At 71.4% G+C, this 18,828-nt stretch carries 18 protein-coding genes; 9 read left to right on the top strand and 9 right to left on the bottom strand.

The features are described 5' to 3' along the window. Window positions 1–33 precede the first annotated feature (33 nt). A complete protein-coding gene (locus SPR02S_RS14280) occupies window positions 34–381 on the top strand; it encodes a tetratricopeptide repeat protein (protein WP_019057652.1) in 348 nt (115 codons plus the stop codon). A gap of 67 nt (window positions 382–448) precedes the next feature. On the opposite strand, the gene SPR02S_RS14275 is transcribed toward SPR02S_RS14280, so the two are convergent. Beyond that, entirely contained in the window at window positions 449–1,840 is a 1,392-nt protein-coding gene (locus SPR02S_RS14275; protein WP_019057651.1) for a PepSY-associated TM helix domain-containing protein, read from the bottom strand. Between the two features lie 174 nt (window positions 1,841–2,014). Here SPR02S_RS14275 and SPR02S_RS14270 point away from each other — a divergent pair, with 174 nt between their 5' ends. Then, window positions 2,015–2,659, top strand: a complete 645-nt coding sequence (locus tag SPR02S_RS14270) for a peptide deformylase (RefSeq protein WP_019057650.1) — start codon at window positions 2,015–2,017, stop codon at window positions 2,657–2,659. A gap of 38 nt (window positions 2,660–2,697) precedes the next feature. Here SPR02S_RS14270 and SPR02S_RS14265 read toward each other — a convergent pair whose 3' ends face one another. After that, entirely contained in the window at window positions 2,698–4,128 is a 1,431-nt protein-coding gene (locus SPR02S_RS14265) for a dihydrolipoyl dehydrogenase family protein (RefSeq protein ID WP_019057649.1), read from the bottom strand. A 122-nt stretch (window positions 4,129–4,250) separates the two neighbouring features. Between SPR02S_RS14265 and trxA the strand changes: the two genes are divergently transcribed. Continuing rightward, entirely contained in the window at window positions 4,251–4,637 is a 387-nt protein-coding gene (gene trxA, locus SPR02S_RS14260; RefSeq protein ID WP_019057648.1) for a thioredoxin, read from the top strand. A 40-nt stretch (window positions 4,638–4,677) separates the two neighbouring features. On the opposite strand, the gene SPR02S_RS14255 is transcribed toward trxA, so the two are convergent. The 3 genes from SPR02S_RS14255 to SPR02S_RS14250 form a co-directional block, all read right to left on the bottom strand. Further along, on the bottom strand, window positions 4,678–6,114 hold the full coding sequence (locus SPR02S_RS14255; protein ID WP_019057647.1) for a benzaldehyde dehydrogenase: 1,437 nt from the start codon (window positions 6,112–6,114) through the stop codon (window positions 4,678–4,680). Window positions 6,115–6,279: 165 nt separating this feature from the next. Continuing rightward, window positions 6,280–6,432 carry a hypothetical protein gene (locus SPR02S_RS63025; RefSeq protein ID WP_158697812.1) on the bottom strand — a complete coding sequence of 51 codons (153 nt, stop codon included), beginning with the start codon at window positions 6,430–6,432 and terminating at the stop codon, window positions 6,280–6,282. Window positions 6,433–6,459: 27 nt separating this feature from the next. Continuing rightward, window positions 6,460–7,506, bottom strand: coding sequence for a LacI family DNA-binding transcriptional regulator (locus tag SPR02S_RS14250; RefSeq protein WP_373283317.1), 1,047 nt, complete (start codon window positions 7,504–7,506; stop codon window positions 6,460–6,462). Window positions 7,507–7,634: 128 nt separating this feature from the next. Between SPR02S_RS14250 and SPR02S_RS14245 the strand changes: the two genes are divergently transcribed. Together SPR02S_RS14245 and SPR02S_RS14240 are read left to right on the top strand one after the other, a co-directional pair. Then, entirely contained in the window at window positions 7,635–8,309 is a 675-nt protein-coding gene (locus tag SPR02S_RS14245; RefSeq protein ID WP_019057645.1) for a TetR/AcrR family transcriptional regulator, read from the top strand. Between the two features lie 39 nt (window positions 8,310–8,348). Continuing rightward, complete coding sequence (locus SPR02S_RS14240) at window positions 8,349–9,488, top strand: FAD-dependent oxidoreductase (protein ID WP_019057644.1); 1,140 nt, start codon at window positions 8,349–8,351, stop codon at window positions 9,486–9,488. A gap of 163 nt (window positions 9,489–9,651) precedes the next feature. Here the strand turns inward: SPR02S_RS14240 and SPR02S_RS14235 are convergent, their stop codons facing one another. Then, entirely contained in the window at window positions 9,652–10,332 is a 681-nt protein-coding gene (locus SPR02S_RS14235) for a TetR/AcrR family transcriptional regulator (RefSeq protein ID WP_026150523.1), read from the bottom strand. Window positions 10,333–10,437: 105 nt separating this feature from the next. Between SPR02S_RS14235 and SPR02S_RS14230 the strand changes: the two genes are divergently transcribed. After that, a complete protein-coding gene (locus SPR02S_RS14230) occupies window positions 10,438–11,001 on the top strand; it encodes an NAD(P)H-dependent oxidoreductase (RefSeq protein WP_019057642.1) in 564 nt (187 codons plus the stop codon). 74 nt (window positions 11,002–11,075) lie between these two features. Here the strand turns inward: SPR02S_RS14230 and SPR02S_RS14225 are convergent, their stop codons facing one another. Next, a complete protein-coding gene (locus SPR02S_RS14225) occupies window positions 11,076–11,957 on the bottom strand; it encodes an LLM class F420-dependent oxidoreductase (RefSeq protein ID WP_019057641.1) in 882 nt (293 codons plus the stop codon). Window positions 11,958–11,989: 32 nt separating this feature from the next. Then, entirely contained in the window at window positions 11,990–13,027 is a 1,038-nt protein-coding gene (locus tag SPR02S_RS55725; protein ID WP_019057640.1) for a TerC family protein, read from the bottom strand. A 208-nt stretch (window positions 13,028–13,235) separates the two neighbouring features. Between SPR02S_RS55725 and SPR02S_RS14215 the strand changes: the two genes are divergently transcribed. The 3 genes from SPR02S_RS14215 to SPR02S_RS14205 all read left to right on the top strand — a co-directional run bounded on the left by SPR02S_RS14215 (window position 13,236) and on the right by SPR02S_RS14205 (window position 17,617). Then, entirely contained in the window at window positions 13,236–14,219 is a 984-nt protein-coding gene (locus SPR02S_RS14215) for an alpha/beta hydrolase (RefSeq protein ID WP_019057639.1), read from the top strand. A 551-nt stretch (window positions 14,220–14,770) separates the two neighbouring features. Further along, a complete protein-coding gene (locus tag SPR02S_RS14210) occupies window positions 14,771–15,859 on the top strand; it encodes a helix-turn-helix domain-containing protein (protein WP_019057638.1) in 1,089 nt (362 codons plus the stop codon). A 417-nt stretch (window positions 15,860–16,276) separates the two neighbouring features. Then, entirely contained in the window at window positions 16,277–17,617 is a 1,341-nt protein-coding gene (locus SPR02S_RS14205; protein ID WP_019057637.1) for a jacalin-like lectin, read from the top strand. Window positions 17,618–17,741: 124 nt separating this feature from the next. On the opposite strand, the gene SPR02S_RS14200 is transcribed toward SPR02S_RS14205, so the two are convergent. Next, on the bottom strand, window positions 17,742–18,737 hold the full coding sequence (locus tag SPR02S_RS14200; protein WP_019057636.1) for an Lrp/AsnC family transcriptional regulator: 996 nt from the start codon (window positions 18,735–18,737) through the stop codon (window positions 17,742–17,744). Window positions 18,738–18,828 lie beyond the last annotated feature (91 nt).

Here is an 18,828-nt window from a genome sequence, read left to right as displayed (position 1 = left end):
CACCGGCCGTTGTGGCATGTCGAAGGAGGTCAAGTGGACATGACGTACTACGACCACGGAACACCGGCGGAGCGCTGGGAGCGCGCGCAGATGTTCTTCGACGCCAAGGACTACGCCGCGGCGGCGCGGGTGTTGGGCGGGCTGGTCGAGGAGGTGCCCGAGCAGACCGGGCCGCGCCTGTTGCTGGCGCGCTCCTACTACCACTCGGCCCAACTGCGGCGCGCCGAGAGCGAGTTGCGTGTCCTCGTGGAGCGTGACCCGGTGGAGCACTACGCGCGGCTGATGCTGGGCCGCACGCTGGAGCGCCAGGGTCGGCACGAGGAGGCGGGTTCGCATCTGCGGATCGCCTCGGCGCTCGCGGGTGACTTCGAGCGGGTCTGAGACACGGCAGTTCAAGCACAGAAGGGGCCCGGTTCCGGTGCGGAACCGGGCCCCTTCCCGTGCGTCGCTACTTCGCGTACGTCCGCTGCCCTCGCCTGTGCGCGACCTCGCCCAGCACCACGTCCACGGCGATGAACGCGGCCAGCGGGATGCCCAACAGCGGTACGAAGTAACCGAGTACGGCGATCACCGTCAGGCACGGGACGAGGAGCAGCGGGGGCACCTGGGCCCACGCGCCGCGCGGTATCGGGCGGCCGAAGGAGGAACCCCGGCCGCGCTGCCACCACATGCGGTAGCCCCACACGATCAGCAGGATCAGCGAGCCCGCGAGCAGCATCAGGGCTATCTGGTTGACCAGACCGAAGAGGACGCCGGTGTGCAGGTCGATGCCCCAGCGGGTCAGTTTGGCGAGCAACGGGTAGTCCGCGAACCGGAGTTCGTCGGTGACCTTGCCGGTGGCGGGGTCGACGGCGACGGCGTCCTGTTTCTCGGGCCAGCTGCGTTGGACCTGCCGGACGACGTACGCGGAGTTCGCGTCGGCGGGCGGCACGATCTCGACGGGGTTGCCGAGCCCTTCGGCTCGGGCGGCGGCGAGGATCTTGTCGAGTCCTACGCCGTGTTGGGCGTCGCCGGTCGCGGTGGCGCCGCCGTGGCCCGCGTGCTCGCCGCTCGCCGCGGCCGACACCGAGGGGGTGGACTGGCCGAGGGAGGTGCGGAGTTCGTCGATGTTGGCGCCGGCGTAGGTCGACCAGGTCAGTCCGGTCGCCGAGAGGAAGATGAAGCCCACGGCGGTCCAGACACCCACCGTGCCGTGCAGGCCGAGGGTGCGGCGCCGGCCGCTCGTGCCGCGCACCTTGCGCAGGGCGCGGCGCCGGGAGAACCACAGCACCAGGCCACCGCCCGAGATGACCCACAGCCAGCTCGCGGCGAACTCGCTGTACAGGCGGCCGGTTTCGCCGAGTTGGAGATCGCGGTGGAGCTCGTCGATCCAGGTGCGCAGCGGAAGCGCACCGGTCGAGCCGTACTGTTCGAGCGCGCCGCGGACCTTCCCGGTGTACGGGTCGACGAAGACCGCGAGGGTGTGGTCGGCGGCGATGCCCTTCACGCCGGAGAGCATGACGCGGGTGGTGGCGCCGGCCTCCGGGGAGGGGCGGACCGCCGAGACCGTGCCCTCGGGGTGTGCCTTGCGGGCGGCGGTCACCTGCTGCGATATCGGCAGTTCACGGTCGCCGACGGAGACGGTCAACTCATGGGCGTACACGATCCGTTCGGCCTGGAAGGCACCGGCGTACAGGAAGCCGGTGGTCGCGGCGACGAGCAGGAACGGGGCGACGAACACTCCGGCGTAGAAGTGCAGACGCAGGACCAGGGGGCGGAGCGGGGCCCAGCGGCTGGGGGACGGTGCCGGGGCGGGCTCTTGCGGGACCTCGGCCGTGGTGGTCGAGGGAGCGGTGGACATGGGCGGGCTTCTCCGGGGGCGAGGAGGAGGGGGACGGGGCATGGAATCGGGCGGGTGATGGTGTGTCGTTGCCGTAGTGGTCCAGTAGTCGGGGCGTGAAGGCCGCGAGTTCCCGTGGATGCGTATGGCGTGGGTCACATCGGGTGGCGCCGGGGGCCATGGCATCCTGGCGCGATGGCACTTCCCAGTGATCACGCGCCCCTGGCCGAGCGGGTCGAGGAACTCCTCGCCGCCGGCGGCCCGTTGCCCATCGTCGCGGCCGGCGACCCGGTGCTGCGGCGCGGTATCGAGCCGTTCGACGGCCAGTTGGAACCCGCGCTGCTGGCCCGGTTCGTGGAGGCGCTGCGCGAGACCATGCACGCGGCGCCTGGGGTGGGTGTCGCGGCCCCGCAGGTCGGGGTGGGGCTGCGGATCGCGGTGATCGAGGATCCGGCGCCGGTGCCGGACGAGGTGCGGGTGGCGCGCGGGCGGGTGCCGCAGCCGTTCCGGGTACTGGTCAATCCGTCGTACGAGCCGGTCGGCGACGCCCGGGCCGCGTTCTTCGAGGGGTGCCTGAGCGTGCCGGGCTGGCAGGCGGTGGTCGCACGGCACACTTCGGTGCGGCTGACCGGGCAGGACGAGCACGGGAGGGCGGTGGACGAGGTGTTCACCGGGTGGCCCGCGCGGATCGTCCAGCACGAGACGGACCACCTCGACGGCCTGCTCTATCTCGACCGCGCGGAACTGCGCTCCCTGTCCTCGAACGAGGCGATGGCGGAGCGCTGGGCGCAGCCGACACCGGATGCGGCGTCGGCTGCGCTGGGCTTCGAGTTGCCGTAGGGAATCGGCTGTCAACTACCCGAGATAATCAGGCGTGTTCAGCCCCGGTAGGCCTCCAGCAGGCGCAGCCATACCTCGCTGATCGTCGGGTACGACGGGACCGCGTGCCACAGGCGGTTGATCGGGACCTGGCCGGCTACCGCGATGGTGGCCGAGTGGATCAGTTCGCCGACGCCGGGGCCCACGAAGGTGACGCCGCGCAGGATCTCGTCGTCGAGGTCGACAATCATGCGGGCGCGGCCTCGGTAGCCGTCGGCGTAGAGGCCGGCGCCGGCGACCGAGGAGAACTCGACGTCGACCGCGCGGACGCGGTGGCCGGCCGCTTCCGCCTCGGCGAGGGAGAGGCCGACGGACGCGGCCTCCGGGTCGGTGAAGACGACCTGGGGTACGGCGTCGTGGTCGGCGGTGGCCGCGTGGGCGCCCCACGGGTCGGTCTCCAGCAGGGGGACGCCGGACGCGCGGGCGGCGATCGCGGCGCCCGCGATGCGGGCCTGGTACTTGCCCTGATGGGTGAGGAGGGCGCGGTGGTTGACGTCGCCGACCGCGTACAGCCACTCGCTGTCGGGGACGCGCAGGGTGTCGTCCACCGTCAGCCAGGAGCCCGGTTCCAGGCCGATCGTGTCGAGGCCGATGTCATCGGTCTGCGGGGCGCGTCCGGTGGCGAAGAGGATCTCGTCGGCCTCGATGCGGTCGCCGCCTTCGAGGAGGGCCGCGACGGTGCCGTTCTCGCGGGTCACCGCCGCGACGGACGTGCCGGTGCGCAGGTCGACGCCGACCTCGGTGAGCGCGTCGGCGACCAGTTCGCCGGCGAAGGGCTCCATGCGGGGCAGCAGGCCCTTGCCGCGGACGAGGAGGGTGACGCGGGAGCCGAGGGCCTGCCAGGCGGTGGCCATCTCGACGGCGACGACCCCGCCGCCGACCACGATGAGCCGGCCGGGCGCGGCCTTGGCGCTGGTGGCCTCGCGGCTGGTCCACGGCTTGATCTCGTCGAGTCCGGGCATGTCCGGCAGAAGGGCGCGGGTGCCGGTGCAGACCGCGACGGCGTGCCGGGCGGTGAGGACGTGCCGGACGCCGTCGGGGCCCGTCACCGTCACCTTGCGGGGGCCGTCGAGGCGGCCCTGGCCGCGGTAGAGGTCGGCGGCGATGCCGTCGAGCCATTGGACCTGGCCGTCGTCCTTCCAGCCGGAGGCCTCGTAGTCGCGGTGGGCGAGCACCGCGGCGGTGTCGAGTGGGCCTTGGACGAGGTGGCCGAGGCCGGGTACGCGGCGGGCGTCGGCGCGGGCTATGACCGGGCGCAGCAGGGCCTTGCTGGGCATGCACGCCCAGTACGAGCACTCGCCGCCGACCAGTTCGCTCTCCACGATCGCGGTGGAGAGACCGGCCGCACGGGTGCGGTCGGCGACGTTCTCCCCCACGGGCCCGGCCCCGAGCACCACGACGTCGTACGCGATGGATTCCGTTTCCGTCATGGGGCCAGTCTGCTGGGTGGTGTGCGCCGAAGCCACACGGGTAGGGGCGCGGAATACGACACCGGACGACCGTGTTGTCCGGGACGGCTTCGCCCCCACATCGAGGAAGAGGGATTTACGTCATGACCACCACCGTGGAGCTCACCAAGGAGAACTTCGACCAGACGGTCACGGACAACGATTTCGTCCTGATCGACTTCTGGGCGTCCTGGTGCGGGCCGTGCCGTCAGTTCGCCCCGGTCTACGAGAAGGCGGCCGACGAGAACCCGGACCTCGTCTTCGGCAAGATCGACACCGAGGCCCAGCCCGAGCTGGCGCAGGCCTTCGGCATCCAGTCGATCCCGACGCTGATGATCGTCCGCGACCGTGTCGCCGTGTTCGCCCAGCCCGGCGCGCTGCCGGAGGCCGCCCTGACGGACGTCATCGGCCAGGCCCGCAAGCTCGACATGGACGAGGTCCGCAAGTCGGTCGCCGAGCAGCAGGCGCAGGCCGAGCAGAACGGTCAGTAAGCCCAGGGATTTTTTTCCCGGGTTTCCGGACCCTCGTTTTTCAGAACGGGTACGACGCCACGTCCCCGCGCACCGTCGTCCAGCGCACGTCGGTGAAGGCCTCCAGGTTGGCCTCGCCGCCGAAGCGGGCGCCGGTGCCGGACGCGGCGACCCCGCCGAAGGGCGCGACGGCCTCGTCGTTCACGGTCTGGTCGTTGATGTGGACGATCCCGGTGGGGATGCGTTCCGCCAGGTCCAGGCCGCGGGCGCTGTCGCGCGTGACGATGCCGAGCGACAGGCCGTACGGTCCCGACGCGGCCAGCGCCGCCGCTTCGTCGGGGGTGGCGAAGGACCGTACCGGAGCGACCGGGCCGAAGACCTCCTCCGCGTAGGCGGGGGTGTCGTCGTCGACGCCGGCGAGGACGGTCGGCCGGTAGAAGAGGTCCTCGTGGGTTCCACCGGCCGCCAGCCTGGCGCCAGTTGCCGTGCTGGCCTCCACCAGGCCGTGAATCTTGGCGAGTTGGGCCGCGTCGATGATCGGGCCGAGGTGCACCTGCGCGCGGTGCGGGTCGCCGACCGCGAGCAAGTCGGCCTTGGCTGCGAGGCGTTCGACGTACTCCTCGTAGAGCGACTCGTGGACGAGATGACGGCCGGTCGTCATGCAGATCTGGCCCTGGTGGAAGAACGAACCCCAGGCCGCCGTCGAGATCACCGCGTCCAGGTCCGCGTCCGCCAGCACGATCAGGGCCGAGTTCCCGCCCAACTCCAGGTGTGCGCGCTTGAGATGACGCCCCGCAGCCTCACCGACCGCGCGCCCGGCGGCAGTTGAGCCGGTGAAGGAGATGACGGGCACCTGCGGATCGGCGACGAGCGCGGCCCCCACGTCGGCGCCGCCGGGCAGTACTTGCAACAGCTCCTCGGGCAGGCCCGCCTCCGCGAAGACCGCCGCGAGCGACAGTCCCCCGCAGACCGCCGTGCGCGGATCCGGCTTCAGGACGACCCCGTTGCCGAGCGCGAGCGCCGGGGCGACCGAGCGGATGGAGAGGATCAGCGGGGCGTTGAAGGGCGCGATCACGCCGACGACGCCGACCGGGATGCGCCGGGTGTACGACAGCCGGGGCGCCTCCGAGGGGAGGACCTGCCCGGCGGGGCGGGAGGCGAGGGCGGCGGCCTCGTAGCACTCCTGGGCGGCGACGTGCAGTTCGAAGTCCGCCTTGCCGGGGATCGAGCCGGACTCCCGCACGAGCCACTCGCGCAACTCCTCGGCGTGCGCGGCGAACAGGTCACCGGCCTTGCGCAGCACACCGGCGCGGACGAAGTGCGGGACGCGCGCCCACTCGGCCTGCGCGGCGAGGGCAGCCGAGACGGCCGGCCGTATGTCCTCGGCGGCGGCGAGCGTGACGGTGCCGAGCGTGTCGCCGGTGGCGGGCTCGGTGACCGGGTACTCGGGGCCCGACAAGGGGCGGGACTGCCAGGTCTTCGGGTCGAGCAGCGGCATGGTGGTTCTCCGATCCGTCACCGGCGGGACCCACCCGGGCGGCGCAAGTCCCGTGTCTTCGCGGCCCGTTGAGCGGTCGCGTGACGGGATGCGGTGATCCGACGCAGCCTCGCGAGCCACGTCCGGTGTCCGAACGCATCCCCGTCTGGTTGAGCAAGCAACATCCTAGTCGCGTACGGCCGATTCGCCCCGGGCGCGGTCGCCGGGCCTGGGGTGAGCGCGGTCGCCGGGCGCGGAGTGGGCACGGTCGCCGACTCCCCCGCTCTCGGCTTCGCCCGAGCCACGGACCCCCATCGCGTCGACGCCCTCCTCCGCCATGCGGCCGCACGCACCACCACACCCCGGTCAGCTGGAGTCGCGGTGTACCACCGACGCGCCGAGCAGTTCGTGCGTGCCCGGTACCCTGCCCGGTTCGCGTACCGCGCTGTCGACCAGTTCGGCCAGCTCGTGGCCGGAGGGTAGTTGGATGTGGACGGTGCTCAGGCGCGGGCGCAGCAGTCGGCCGATCATCAGGTCGTCGGCGCCGATCACGGCCGTGTCCTCGGGGATGCGGATGCCTTCGTCCTGGAGGGCGCGCATCAGCAGCATCGCGTACTCGTCGTTGTACGTGAACACCGCGTCGAGACCGAGAGCGCGCCAGCGGGCGGCGATCCCGGCAGCGCTCTCCTCGCAGTAGGCGAGCGGGAGTTCGGTCACCGTGGCGTCCGTGCCGAGCAGGGCGCGGCGCACGCCTTCGAGGCGGGGCCGGGAGAAGACCCCCATGCCGGGTTCCTCGGGCACGACCACGCCGATCCGGCGCCGGCCGCGGCCGTACAGGTGCGCTCCGGCGCAGTGGCCGACACCTTCGTGGTCGAGGAGCAGGGCGTGCGCGCCCTCGACCTTCTCGGGGCCGAGGGTGAGGACGGCCCGCGCACCGGAGCGCTTGAGGACCTCGACGCCCTCCGGGCCGAGCCCCGCGCCGGGCACCAGGACGGCGACCGGGCGCAGTTCGGCCCAGGCGCGGGCGGCCTCGTCGCCGCGCAGACCGACGGACCCGTGCTGCACGACCGTGTAGTCGAGGCGGCTGAGCGCCCACTGGAGTTCGTTGATGAACTGGCTGTAGAGGAGTCCCACCGGCATGGTCGGCGCCGGCATCAGCACCATGCGGCTGTGTCCGGCGCGCAGACTGCGGGCCGCCGCGTGCGGGACGTACCCGAGTTCCTTCGCGGCCTCGTGGACGCGACGGCGGGTGGGTTCGCTGATCCGTACGGCACTGGTGTTGTTGAGGACGTAGGAGACGGTCGCGCGTGAGACGCCGGCCAGGCGGGCCACATCGGCGCTCGTGGGCACGGAGCGCGGTGCGGGCGACGGGGCTGCGGGCGTTTTCGGTATCTGCACCATGACGTACGGCATCTTGGCAGAAGCCGGGGCCGGAGAGTGCGGCGGGGGAACGGCCGTCACGAGAGCAGTATGGTCCGGTATTTTACGAACATGTTCGTCACGAACTTGTTCGGAGCGAACATGTTCGTTACCGTGGAGACATGACAGCTCGCCTCGACACCCCGCGCAGCCGCCGTGACCGGCCGGCGAAACCCGCCCTGAGCAGGGAGGGCATCGTCGCCGCCGCCGTGACGATCCTTCGCGCCGAGGGCCTGAAGAAGGTCACCATGCGGCGCCTGGCCCAGGAGCTCGACACCGGCCCGGCCTCGTTGTACGTGTACGTCCGCAACACCGCGGAGCTGCACGCGGCAGTGCTCGACGAGCTGCTCGGCACGATCGAGACGGCACCCACCGAGGGTTCCTGGCGCGAGCGGGTCGAGCAGGTGCTCACGGCGTACACCGCGGTGCTCTTCGAGCACCCGAGCCTCGCCCGTTCGGCGCTCACGGCCTGGCCCAGCGGTCCGCACTACATGAACCTGATCGAGACCCTGCTGGCCCTGCTCGACGAGGGCGGCGTCCCACCGGCGCAGGCCGCGTGGGGCGTGGACCTGCTGCTCCAGCAGGCCACCGCGACGGCCGCCGAGCACTCGGGCGACGACACCACCCAGGACGACTGGGACACCCTGACCGACGCCCTCCGCAATGTGTCCGACCGGACCCACCCGCACATCGCGGCCCGCTCCGGCGACCTGCTCGCCGGGGCGCCCGAGGCCCGCCTGTCCTGGCGGTTCCAGGCCCTGATCAACGGGATCGAGCGGACGGACGTTCCCAACTGACCCTGCTTATCGCCCACTTCAAGCTTCAAGGAGGCCATCATGACCACCCCCCATCACCCCCTCGCGATCATCGGCGGCGGACTCGGCGGGCTCACGCTCGCGCGGGTCCTGCACGTGAACGGCGTCGAGGCCGCCGTCTTCGACCTGGACGCCTCCCCCGCCGCCCGCACGCAGGGCGGCATGCTCGACATCCACGAGGACTCGGGCCAGCCGGCGCTGCGCGCGGCGGGCCTGTACGAGGAGTTCCGCGCGCTGGTCAACCCGGGCGGCGAGAGCACCCGCGTCCTCGACAAGGCCGGCACGGTCCTCCTTGACGACCCCGACGACGGCACCGGCGGACGCCCCGAGGTGGACCGCGGCCAGCTGCGCGACCTGCTGCTCGGTTCACTGCCCGAGGGCACCGTCCGCTGGGGCGCGAAGGTCACCGGCGCCCGCCCGCTGGACGGCGGCCGGCACGAGGTGACGCTCACGGACGGCACCTCCTTCACCACCGATCTGCTGATCGGCGCGGACGGCGCCTGGTCCAGGGTGCGGCCCCTGCTCTCGGACGCGAAGCCCGCGTACACCGGCATCTCGTTCGTCGAGGTGGACCTGCCGGACGCCGACCTACGGCATCCCGTGAGCGCCGAGGTCGTCGGCGGCGGCATGATGATGGCGCTCGGTGCGGGCAAGGGCTTTCTGGCCCACCGCGAGACCGACGGCAGCCTGCACATCTACGTGGCGCTCGCCGTGCCCGAGGACGCGTTCGACGGGGTCGACTTCACGGACACCGAGGCGGCGAAGGCGTACACCCTGGGGCACTTCGCGGACTGGGACAAGAGCCTGCGGGCGCTGGTCGCCGACGCGGACGGGCCGTTGACCCCGCGGCACATCCACGCCCTGCCGATCGGGCACCGCTGGGAGCGGGTCCCCGGGGTCACGCTGCTGGGCGACGCGGCGCATCTGATGTCCCCGTTCGCGGGCGTGGGCGCCAACCTGGCCATGCTCGACGGCGCCGAACTGGGTGAGGCGCTGGCCGCGCACCCGGGCGACACGGAGGCCGCGCTGGCCGCGTACGAGGCGAAGCTGTTCCCGCGCGGCGAGGAGTCGGCGGCGGAGTCCGCGGCGAACGGGGTCCTGATGTTCGGCGAGGACGCGCCGCAGGGGATGCTCGACTTCTTCGCCGGCATGGGCGGCTGAGCCGGGCACAGCCGCGCAGACGTCCGGCGGCCGGGTCGGAGAGCATGATCGGCCTCTCCATCTCCCGCGGCGGCCGAGCCGGAAGGCGTGCTCGGCTTCCTCACCTCCCGCGGCGGCCGAGCCGAGCACCGCGGCTGAGCCGGGCGCAGCCCAACGGACCGGCTCAGCGGGGCAGTTGAGTCCCGGTCACACGGTCGACGAGGTCGATCCAGCCCGCCTCAAGCCGCTCCATGGGCATCCCGCACTGCCGGGTCAGATGGTGGATCAAGGCCGGATCGAGATACGCCATGAGCGTCTGGGACAGCAACTCGCAGTCGGCGTCCGGGAGGATCTGCCGCAGCAGCACCATGACATGGGTGCGCAGCGCCTGGAGCGCGGAGTGGGCGAACCGGCGGGTGGGCTCGGGCTGCGCGGCGAGTTGCAGGTCCAGCTGCTCGGCGTGGCGGTACAGCACCGCGACACCGAACGCCCGCAGCCGCTCGACCGGCGGGGCTCCGGGGCCCAGCGGGGGCGGGCCGCCGAGGAAGTCGGCCTGGAGCGTCTGCGCGGAGTGGTCGAGCAGCGCCATCAGCAGGCCGGTGCGGTCGCCGAAGCGGCGGAAGACGGTCCCCTTGCCGACCTGGGCGGCGGCGGCCACCGCCTCCATAGTGACGCCGGCCACTCCGTGCTCGGCGATCAGCCGGGCGGCGGCCTCCAGCAGCTTGGCGCGGTTGCGGGCCGCGTCGGCGCGCAGGCAGGGCTCGTCGGCGAAGGAGCGGACCTCCAGCAACTGGGGTTCGCTCATTGACTCCTCGGGCTTCGGAAAGGGCGGCAGCGTGCTGGACATGAAGACAGCGTAAAGCACCGGGAACAAAACTGGACCGCGGTCCGCTTAGCCTGGTACAACTTTTAAACGGACCTCGGTCCGGATCGTAACGGCAGTGTTTCAGCCCCCCTCTTGGAGTGCCCCATGTCTGTTCGTATCCTCGCGCTCGTCGGCAGCCTGCGTGCCGGCTCGCACAACCGCCAGCTCGCCGAGGCCGCCGTGAAGTTCGCGCCCGAGGGCTCCGACATCGAGATCTTCGAGGGTCTCGCCGAGATCCCGTTCTACAACGAGGACATCGACGTCGAGGGCAACGTCCCGGCCGCCGCCGCCAAGCTCCGCGAGGCCGCCGGCAGCGCCGACGCGTTCCTCTTCTTCTCCCCCGAGTACAACGGCACCATCCCGGCCGTCCTGAAGAACGCCATCGACTGGCTGTCCCGCCCCTACGGCGCCAGCGGCTTCGGCGGAAAGCCGGTCGTCGTGGTCGGCACCGCCTACGGCCAGTTCGGCGGCGTGTGGGCGCAGGACGAGGCCCGCAAGGCCGTGGGCATCGCCGGCGGCAAGGTGATCGAGGAGATCAAGCTCTCGATCCCCAGCTCCGTGGTCCGCTTCGCCGAGACCCACCCGTCGGAGGACGCCGAGGTCGTCGCCCAGCTGACCGAGGTCCTCTCCCAGTTGAAGGGTCACGCGGGCGAGGCCGTCGCCGCCTGATCGAGGCACACCGCTCGACCATCGAAAGGGGCCGGAGTCCATAGGAACTCCGGCCCCTTTCATGTCAGTTCATGTCAGTCCAGCTCGGCCAGGCGTGGCACCGCCGGCGCCACGAACCGCTCGATCCACTCGGCCGGTTCGCCCGTGCGCGGGCCCAGGATCACCGTGTCGACACCGAGCTTCGTGAAGCCGCCGATCTCCCGCAGGAACGCGTCGAGGTCGCCCGCGGTGACCGACTCGCCGCCGTAGACGATCGTCTTGCGGATACGGTCGTAGTCGCGCCCCAGCCTGTCGCAGTGACCGCGCAGCACGTCGAGCTTGTGGCGCAGCTCGTCCGGTGTCGCCACGATCAGGTTGCAGGCGTCCGCGTACTGGGCGACCAGCCGGAGGGTCTTCTTCTCGCCACCGCCGCCGATCATGATCTCGGGGTGCGGGCTGCTGACCGGCGCGGGCACGCACAGGGTCTCGGCGAGTCGGTAGTGCTTGCCCTCGAAGGGGCCGTTCGTCTCCGGGTCCCACATCTGCAGACAGATCCGCAGGGTCTCCTCCAGCCGTTCGAAACGCTCCGCGACCGGCGGGTACGGCACGCCGAGGCCGTGGTGCTCGCGGTCGTACCAGGCCGCCCCGATGCCGAGGGTGGCCCGGCCGCCGGACAGGACGTCGAGCGTGGTGGCGATCTTCGCGAGGAGTCCGGGCTGACGGTACGTCACTCCCGTTACCAGCGCGCCCAGTTGGACCGTGGAGGTGTTGCCGGCCAGGAAGCCCAGCGTGGTGTAGGCCTCCAGCATGGCGTCCTCGGCGCCGCCGTTGAACTCCATCTGGAAGTAGTGGTCCATCACCGAGAGCCAGCTGACGCCCGCCGCCTCGGCCGCGGCGCCCGCGGCGGCCAGCTCGGGCCCGACCGCCGCCGGCCCTCCGGAATGGTTGAACCGGTTGATGTGTACGCCGACGCGCATGCCCGACTCCCTCTCGCGGTCCACCCGGACCTTCAGACCTTCACCGTCCTTCGTGACGGTAGGTCTTCGAGCGCTCTCGAAGTCAAGCTCCCCGTCCAGGACTTGGCGGCGGGTTCCTCGTCGGCCGCCCGTGTGGCCCACAGGCTCGTGAACGTCGTCACCGCCAGGACCAGCACGATGAAGCCGAGGGAGAAGGGGATGGAGATCTCCGGGACGTGCACACCGGATTCGTGCAGGGCATGCAGCACCAGCTTGACGCCGATGAAGCCGAGGATGACCGACAGGCCGTAGCTGAGGTGGACGAGTTTCTTCAGCAGGCCGCCGATGAGGAAGTACAGCTGGCGCAGGCCCATCAGGGCGAAGGCGTTGGCAGTGAAGACGATGTACGGGTCCTGGGTGAGGCCGTAGATCGCGGGGATGGAGTCGAGGGCGAAGAGCACGTCGGTGGAGCCGATCGCGAGCATCACGACGAGCATCGGGGTCATGATGCGCTTGCCGTTCTCCGTGATGAACAGCTTGGTGCCGTGATAGCGGTCGGCCACGCCGAAGCGGCGTTCGGCGATCTTGAGGAGCTTGTTCTCCTCGTACTCGTCGTTCTCGTCGTTCCCGTGGCCCTTGCGGGCGTCCTGGACGAGCTTCCAGGCGGTCCAGATCAGGAACGCGCCGAAGAGGTAGAAGACCCAGGAGAACGTGGAGATGATCGCGGCACCGGCCGCGATGAAGCCGGCGCGCAACACCAGGGCGACGAGGACTCCGACCATGAGCACCCGTTGCTGGTACTGGGACGGCACCGCGAACTTGCCCATGATCAGCACGAAGACGAAGAGGTTGTCGACGCTGAGCGACTTCTCGGTGATGTACCCGGCGAAGAACTCCCCGGTCGGCCCGCTCCCGCCGTAGAAGAACAGTCCGAGCCCGAACAGGCAGGCCAGGACGACCCAGACCACGGTCCAGACGCCTGCTTCCTTGAGGGAGACGTCGTGGGGTTTGCGGCCGATGAGGAAGTCGGCGCCGACGAGGGCACAGAGGGCGGCGATCGTCAGCAGCCAGACGGTCAGGGAGATGTTCACAGGTGGTGCTCCTGGTGCATATGGGATCTCGACATCGTTGTCGGCACGGATGATCCCTTCCGCGTCCCGAAGGTGAACAACAGGTCACGTCCTGACAAGGCACCCGCCGGACGGCGGAGAGGTTCCGCCGGACGGCGGTGGGCCGATCGGGGGTACACGCGCGGATCATGGCCGCACGAGCCGCCGCGCCCAGCGTCAGGAGAAGCGCATGACTTCCGTCCCGCCCCCGCCCCCGTTCGACCCCGAACTCGCCGCCGCGCTGGAGTTGATCAAGGAGTTCATCTCGCCCGGGATGACGATGGAGGACATCGACGAGATCCGCCAAGGCCCCGCGATCACGCAGTCGATGCAGATGGATCTCACGCTCGACGGAGCCTTCGCCATCGAGGACCGCGAGGTGGCGGGCCCGGTCGGCGAGCCCGACATCACGCTGCTGGTCTGCCGTCCGACCGCACCGGCGACGGCGGGCGCGCTGCCCGTCATCTATCACGTGCACGGCGGCGGGATGGTGCTCGGCGACCGGCGGGTCGGGGTGACCGGGGCGCTGGAGTACGCGCGGGAACTGGACGCGGTGGTGGTCTCGGTGGAGTACCGGCTGGCGCCCGAACATCCGCACCCCGCGCCGATCGAGGACGTGTACGCCGGTCTGCTGTGGACGGCGGAGCACGCGAAGGAGATCGGCGGCGATCCCGAGCGGATCGTCATCATGGGCGCGAGCGCCGGCGGCGGGCTGTCCGCGGCGCTGGCCCTGCTCACCCGGGACCGCGGCGGCCCGCGCCCCATCGGCCAGCTCCTGCTCTGCCCGATGCTCGACGACCGCAACGACACCCCGTCCGCGCACCAGATGACCGGCGTCGGCGTCTGGGACCGCACGTCCAACGAGACCGGCTGGACCGCCCTGCTCGGCGACCGCCGCGGCGGCCCCGACGTCTCGCCGTACGCCGCACCGGCCCGCGCGGAGGACCTCACCGGCTTGCCCCCGGCCTTCCTCGACGTCGGCTCGGCGGAGACCTTCCGCGACGAGGTCGTCGCCTACGCGTCCCGCCTCTGGCAGTCGGGCGGCATCGCCGAACTCCACGTCTGGCCCGGCGGCTTCCACGGCTTCGACGGCTTCGCTCCCCAGGCGGCGGTCTCACAGGCGGCGCGGGCCGCGCATGTGAGTTGGCTGCGGCGGTTGTTGGGGGCAGGTTGAGGGGGTGAGGGCAGGGCTGCGACTGCACCGGTGCGCCGCGACGTCTCCGACGTGGCCGGGCGGCGCATGTGAGCCGGCTTCGCCATGAGTGCGGTGAGAGCGCGGCCACGGTGACACCGGCATGCCCTCCGCGCGCGGCACACCAAGGAAGCCCCTCGGCCGCTCCGGAGACGGCCCGAGCGCACTGCCCGCATCCCGGCGTCTCCCCCACCGCCGGCATGGCACACCGAATGCGGAGGCCGCCGGCGGCGCGCACCTACGACCGCGGCGACACCGGCATGCCCTCCGCGCGCGGCACACCAGGCAAGCCCCCCGGCCACTCCGAAGACGCCCCGAGCACACCGCCCGCGCCCCGGCGTCTCCCCCGCCGCCGGCATGGCACACCGGACACGGAGGCCGCCGACGGCGCGGACCTACGACCACGGCGACACCGGCGCGGCGTGCACGAGCGGCACACCGAGGAAGCCCCTCAGTCTGGCCAGGGACGGCCCGAGCGCGATACCCACGTCCCGTCCCTCCTCTCCGCCGGTGGCATGCCGCACCATGGGGTTATGAAAGAGCTGGCCGGGCGCCTGACCGCGCTGGATCCGGACGCCGGTGCCGCCGTGCGGGTCATCGGGTATTTCGATCGGCTCGCCGAGTCGCGGGCCGGGCTCGAGGCGCTGGTGCGTGGGGCGGCGGTGCTGGCCGGGTGTGCCGCGCGGCTGGTCGACGTCGAGCGGCGGGTTCGGGTGCGGGTCGAGGCGGACGGTACGCGCAGGGACAGCGAGGAATCGCCGGATCCCGCCTGGCCCTCCGCCGCGCTGACGCCGGGCGGGGCTTCCGCGCTGTGGCTGGAGCGTACGGCGCAGGCTCCGCCCAGTGTCGTCGACGCGGTGATCCTGGAGCGGGCGGCCGGTGCCGTGCGGCTCGTGCTCGATCGCACCCGGGGCCGGGTTCCCGCCGAGGACCCGGAGTTGGTCGAGACCCTGCTCGATGCCACGGCTCCCGAGGCGGCCCGGCTGCACGCGGCCCGCCGTCTCGGCCTCGACGCGGCCGACCCCGCGACCCGCGCCCGCGTTCTCGCCCCGCTCGACGGACGGCCCCGCGTCCTCGCCGCGCCCCGGGACACCGGTACGTCCGGCGCGCGAGCCGCGTCGGACGGTGATCCGCAGCCGGCCCATGACGGCTCCGGTCCTCAACCACCGCACACGGACACCGAGTTGCCCGTAGGCCGACTGGGTGTCGGCCCGGCCGTCCCGGTACTGGACCTGCCCCGCTCCTGGGCCGCCGCCCGCACCGCCCTCCGCTTCACCGCCGACGGCACCGCACAGGACCCCGGCCCACGCGTCGTGCACGCCGACGAGCTCGGCGGTATCGCCCTCCTCGCCGAACTGGTCGTACCGGGTGCCGAACCGCCGCCCGACGTCCATGACGTGGAAGCGGCGGCGGCCAACGCGCCCTGGCTGCTGGCCACTTTGAGCGCCGTCGCCGGCACCACGAGCCTGCGCGCGGCGGCCATGGAGATCAACGTCCACCACTCCACGCTCCAGGACCGGTTGACCCACGCGGAGGCCCTGCTGGGCTGGCCGGTACGCACTCCGCAGGGGCGACTGCGGCTACAACTGGCGCTGACGATGCGGCACTTGGCGCGGCCGTAGCGGTCAGGGGCGGCGGCCGGAAGGGACCGGGTTCCCGCCCTCCCCGACCTCGGCGCCCCCGTCGTCTCCCTGGACGCGCACCCCGAGCTCTCGCGCCACCTCGCGCATCTTGGCGATGAGGAGATCACTCGGGTTCCTGGCATTCTTCGGCCGTCATCGGCGGTCCGTGCTCGCCCCGACAGTCCTCCCCGCCGTTCTCGTGCCGGGTGATGTGAATGTCTTATGCCATACCTGTGGACCGTATCCCCCCGCACCGACAACAAACGGTCAGGCGACGGGACTTGGCCATCTCCGCGCCACCCGGAATTCCAGATTCGGTGTGGCCGAAGGGGAGTCATAGCAAGCGCTTGTCGCTACATTTTGACATGAGCGCCGCAACAACCTCCCCCTCTGTCACTCCGCAGGAGGCACTTCCCCATGCGCAGACTTCTCGCCTGTCTGGCGGTCGCAGCCGCGGCCCTGGGCGGGCTCACGGTGGCCGCCGCGACACCGGCCGCCGCCGCCAGTTCGGGCAGCTTCAACGTGCTCACGTACAACGTCGCCGGGCTGCCGGAGTGGTTGTCCAGCGCCTCGACGCCGCGCGACACGAGCACCACCGCGATTGGCACGCGCATCGCCCCGTACGACATCGTGAACGTGCAGGAGGACTTCAACTACCACGCCTACCTGTACTCCACCGACACCCACCCCTACCGCACCGCGACCAGCGGCGGCGCGGGCATCGGCAGCGGGCTCAACACCGTCTCCAACTACGCCTGGGACGGCGACGACTTCGAGCGGGTCGGCTGGAACTCCTGCCAGGTCGACTCGGGCGACTGCCTGACGCCGAAGGGCTTCACCTTCATGCGGGAGCGGCTGTCCGAGGGCGTGTACGTCGACTTCTACAACCTGCACACCAACGCGGGCACGAACGACGGCGACGAGGCGTCCCGCGCGGACAACCTCAACCAGCTGACCTCGTTCATCGGCACGCACTCGGCCGGCAACGCCGTCGTGGTGATGGGTGACACGAACACCCGCTACACCCGCACCGCCGACACCATCGCCGAGTTCGGCGCCGCCAACGGGCTCACCGACGCCTGGGTCAAGGTGATCCGCGGCGGCGTGGCACCGGCCAAGGGCAGCGACACCCTCCTGTGCGACCAGACCGGGGCCACCGTGCCCAACACCTGCGAGGTCGTGGACAAGGTCCTCTACCGCAGCAGCAAGCTGGTCACGCTGAACGCGACCTCGTACAACAACGAGCACGCCAAGTTCCTCACCTCGGACGGCCTGATGCTCTCCGACCACGACCCGATCACGGTCGGTTTCACCTGGTCGCAGAACGCGGACTACCAGCTCAGCGACCAGTTCGGCGGACCGCACGGCGACTACTACCAGGACATCAACAGTGTCCCGGCGGCCGCCCGCGCCACCACGATCTCGCTGCGCGCCGGCTCCCGCGTCGACCAGGTCGGCGTCACCCTCGCCAACGGCACCACCCTCACCCACGGCGGGACCGGCGGCACCGCGTCCTCGCTGACACTGGGCAGCGGCGAGTACGTGACGACGGCGTACCTGTGCGAGGGCAAGTACAGCGACACCACGCGGATCTTCTACGCCAAGTTCACCACCAACCTGGGCAACACCCTGGCCGGTGGCACCACCACCTCGGACTGCGTGACCCGCACCGCTCCGTCCGGCTGGCAGATCGCCGGCTTCCACGGGCGCTCCGGCGACGAGCTGGACAAGGTCGGCTTCATCTACACGAAGCGCTGACCCGAAGCACCGACCCGAAGCACTGCCCCGTCGCCGTAGCGACGAAGTACCCAGCCTGGTACGGCAGTTGAGAGCCGGATCATCCGCCACAGCGGGCGGTCCGGCTCCCTGCGTTCCGGCCGCGTCACGCGAACGCCGGGGGCACCAGTCGCCCGCGTGAGATGAGCGAGGTCGCCTGCTTCAGGCGGTGGACGTGGATGCTCAGGCCGTAGCCGTCGATGCCCGGGACGGTGGCGACCTTGGTGGTCAGGTACCGGTACAGGTGCTCCGTGTCGCGGCAGATGACGACGGCCATCACATTGGAGTCGCCGCTGATCGCGGCGGCGAAGGCGACCTCGTCGTGGGCCGCGAGTTCCTCGCCGACGCGCTCCAGGTGGGCCGGGGCGACGCGCAGCCACAGGGTGGCGTTGAGGGCGAACCCCAGGCGCGCGGGGAGCAGTTCGACGTCGTAGGCGAGCGCCCCCGAGTTCTCCAGGGTGTCCAGTCGGCGGGCCACGCGGGCCGTGGACCAGCCGGTGGCGTCGGCGAGTTGGGTGTGGGTGGCACGGCCGTCCTCCGCGAGAGCGTCGAGCAGCGGGGTGTCCTCGGCGGTGAGCGGCACGGGTGGTCCGGTGGGCGCCAACTGCCGGTCGCCGACCAGGTGTTGTACCTGCTCGGGCGTGAGCCGGCCGCCGTAGCCCGTCCAGTCGCTCACTCCGGATGTGCCGAACGGGTGGATGAGCAGGTCGATGCTCACGTCCAGAACCGATGCGGACTTGGGCAGTTGGCGCAGCAGGACGTCGTCGCTCGCCACGTGCACCGGCGCGGTGATGACGCAGATGATCTCCGAACCGCCGGACGCGAGGCCCGCGTAGGCGATGTCGGGCCGTCGGGCGAGCGCGTCGGCGAGCGGGCCGACCCGGTCGGGGCGGCAGCGGACCCGGGCCAGCCAGCGGGCGTCGCCGTGGACGGCGGGGTCGACCAGGCCGACCACCCGCATCACCCCGGAGCGGCGCAGGGCGTGGAAGCGGCGGGCGGCGGTCTGCTCCGAGACCCCGGCCACCTCGCCGATCAGCCGGAACGAGGCGCGCGCCGCACACTGCAGCGCGCGGAGGATTTTCCCGTCGACTTCGTCCATCATGAAGGAAGTGTGACATCGAAACGGTGCCGGGTAGAGGTTTCTCGTCGCTTCTCGGTCTCACGTTGGTGATTGTCCATGGCGGAGCCGATCC

This window comes from Streptomyces prunicolor NBRC 13075, assembly GCF_000367365.1.
In the GTDB taxonomy this organism is placed as follows: domain Bacteria; phylum Actinomycetota; class Actinomycetes; order Streptomycetales; family Streptomycetaceae; genus Streptomyces; species Streptomyces prunicolor.
Note: the sequence above shows the minus strand (reverse complement) of the source record. Positions and strands in the feature narration are given on the sequence as shown.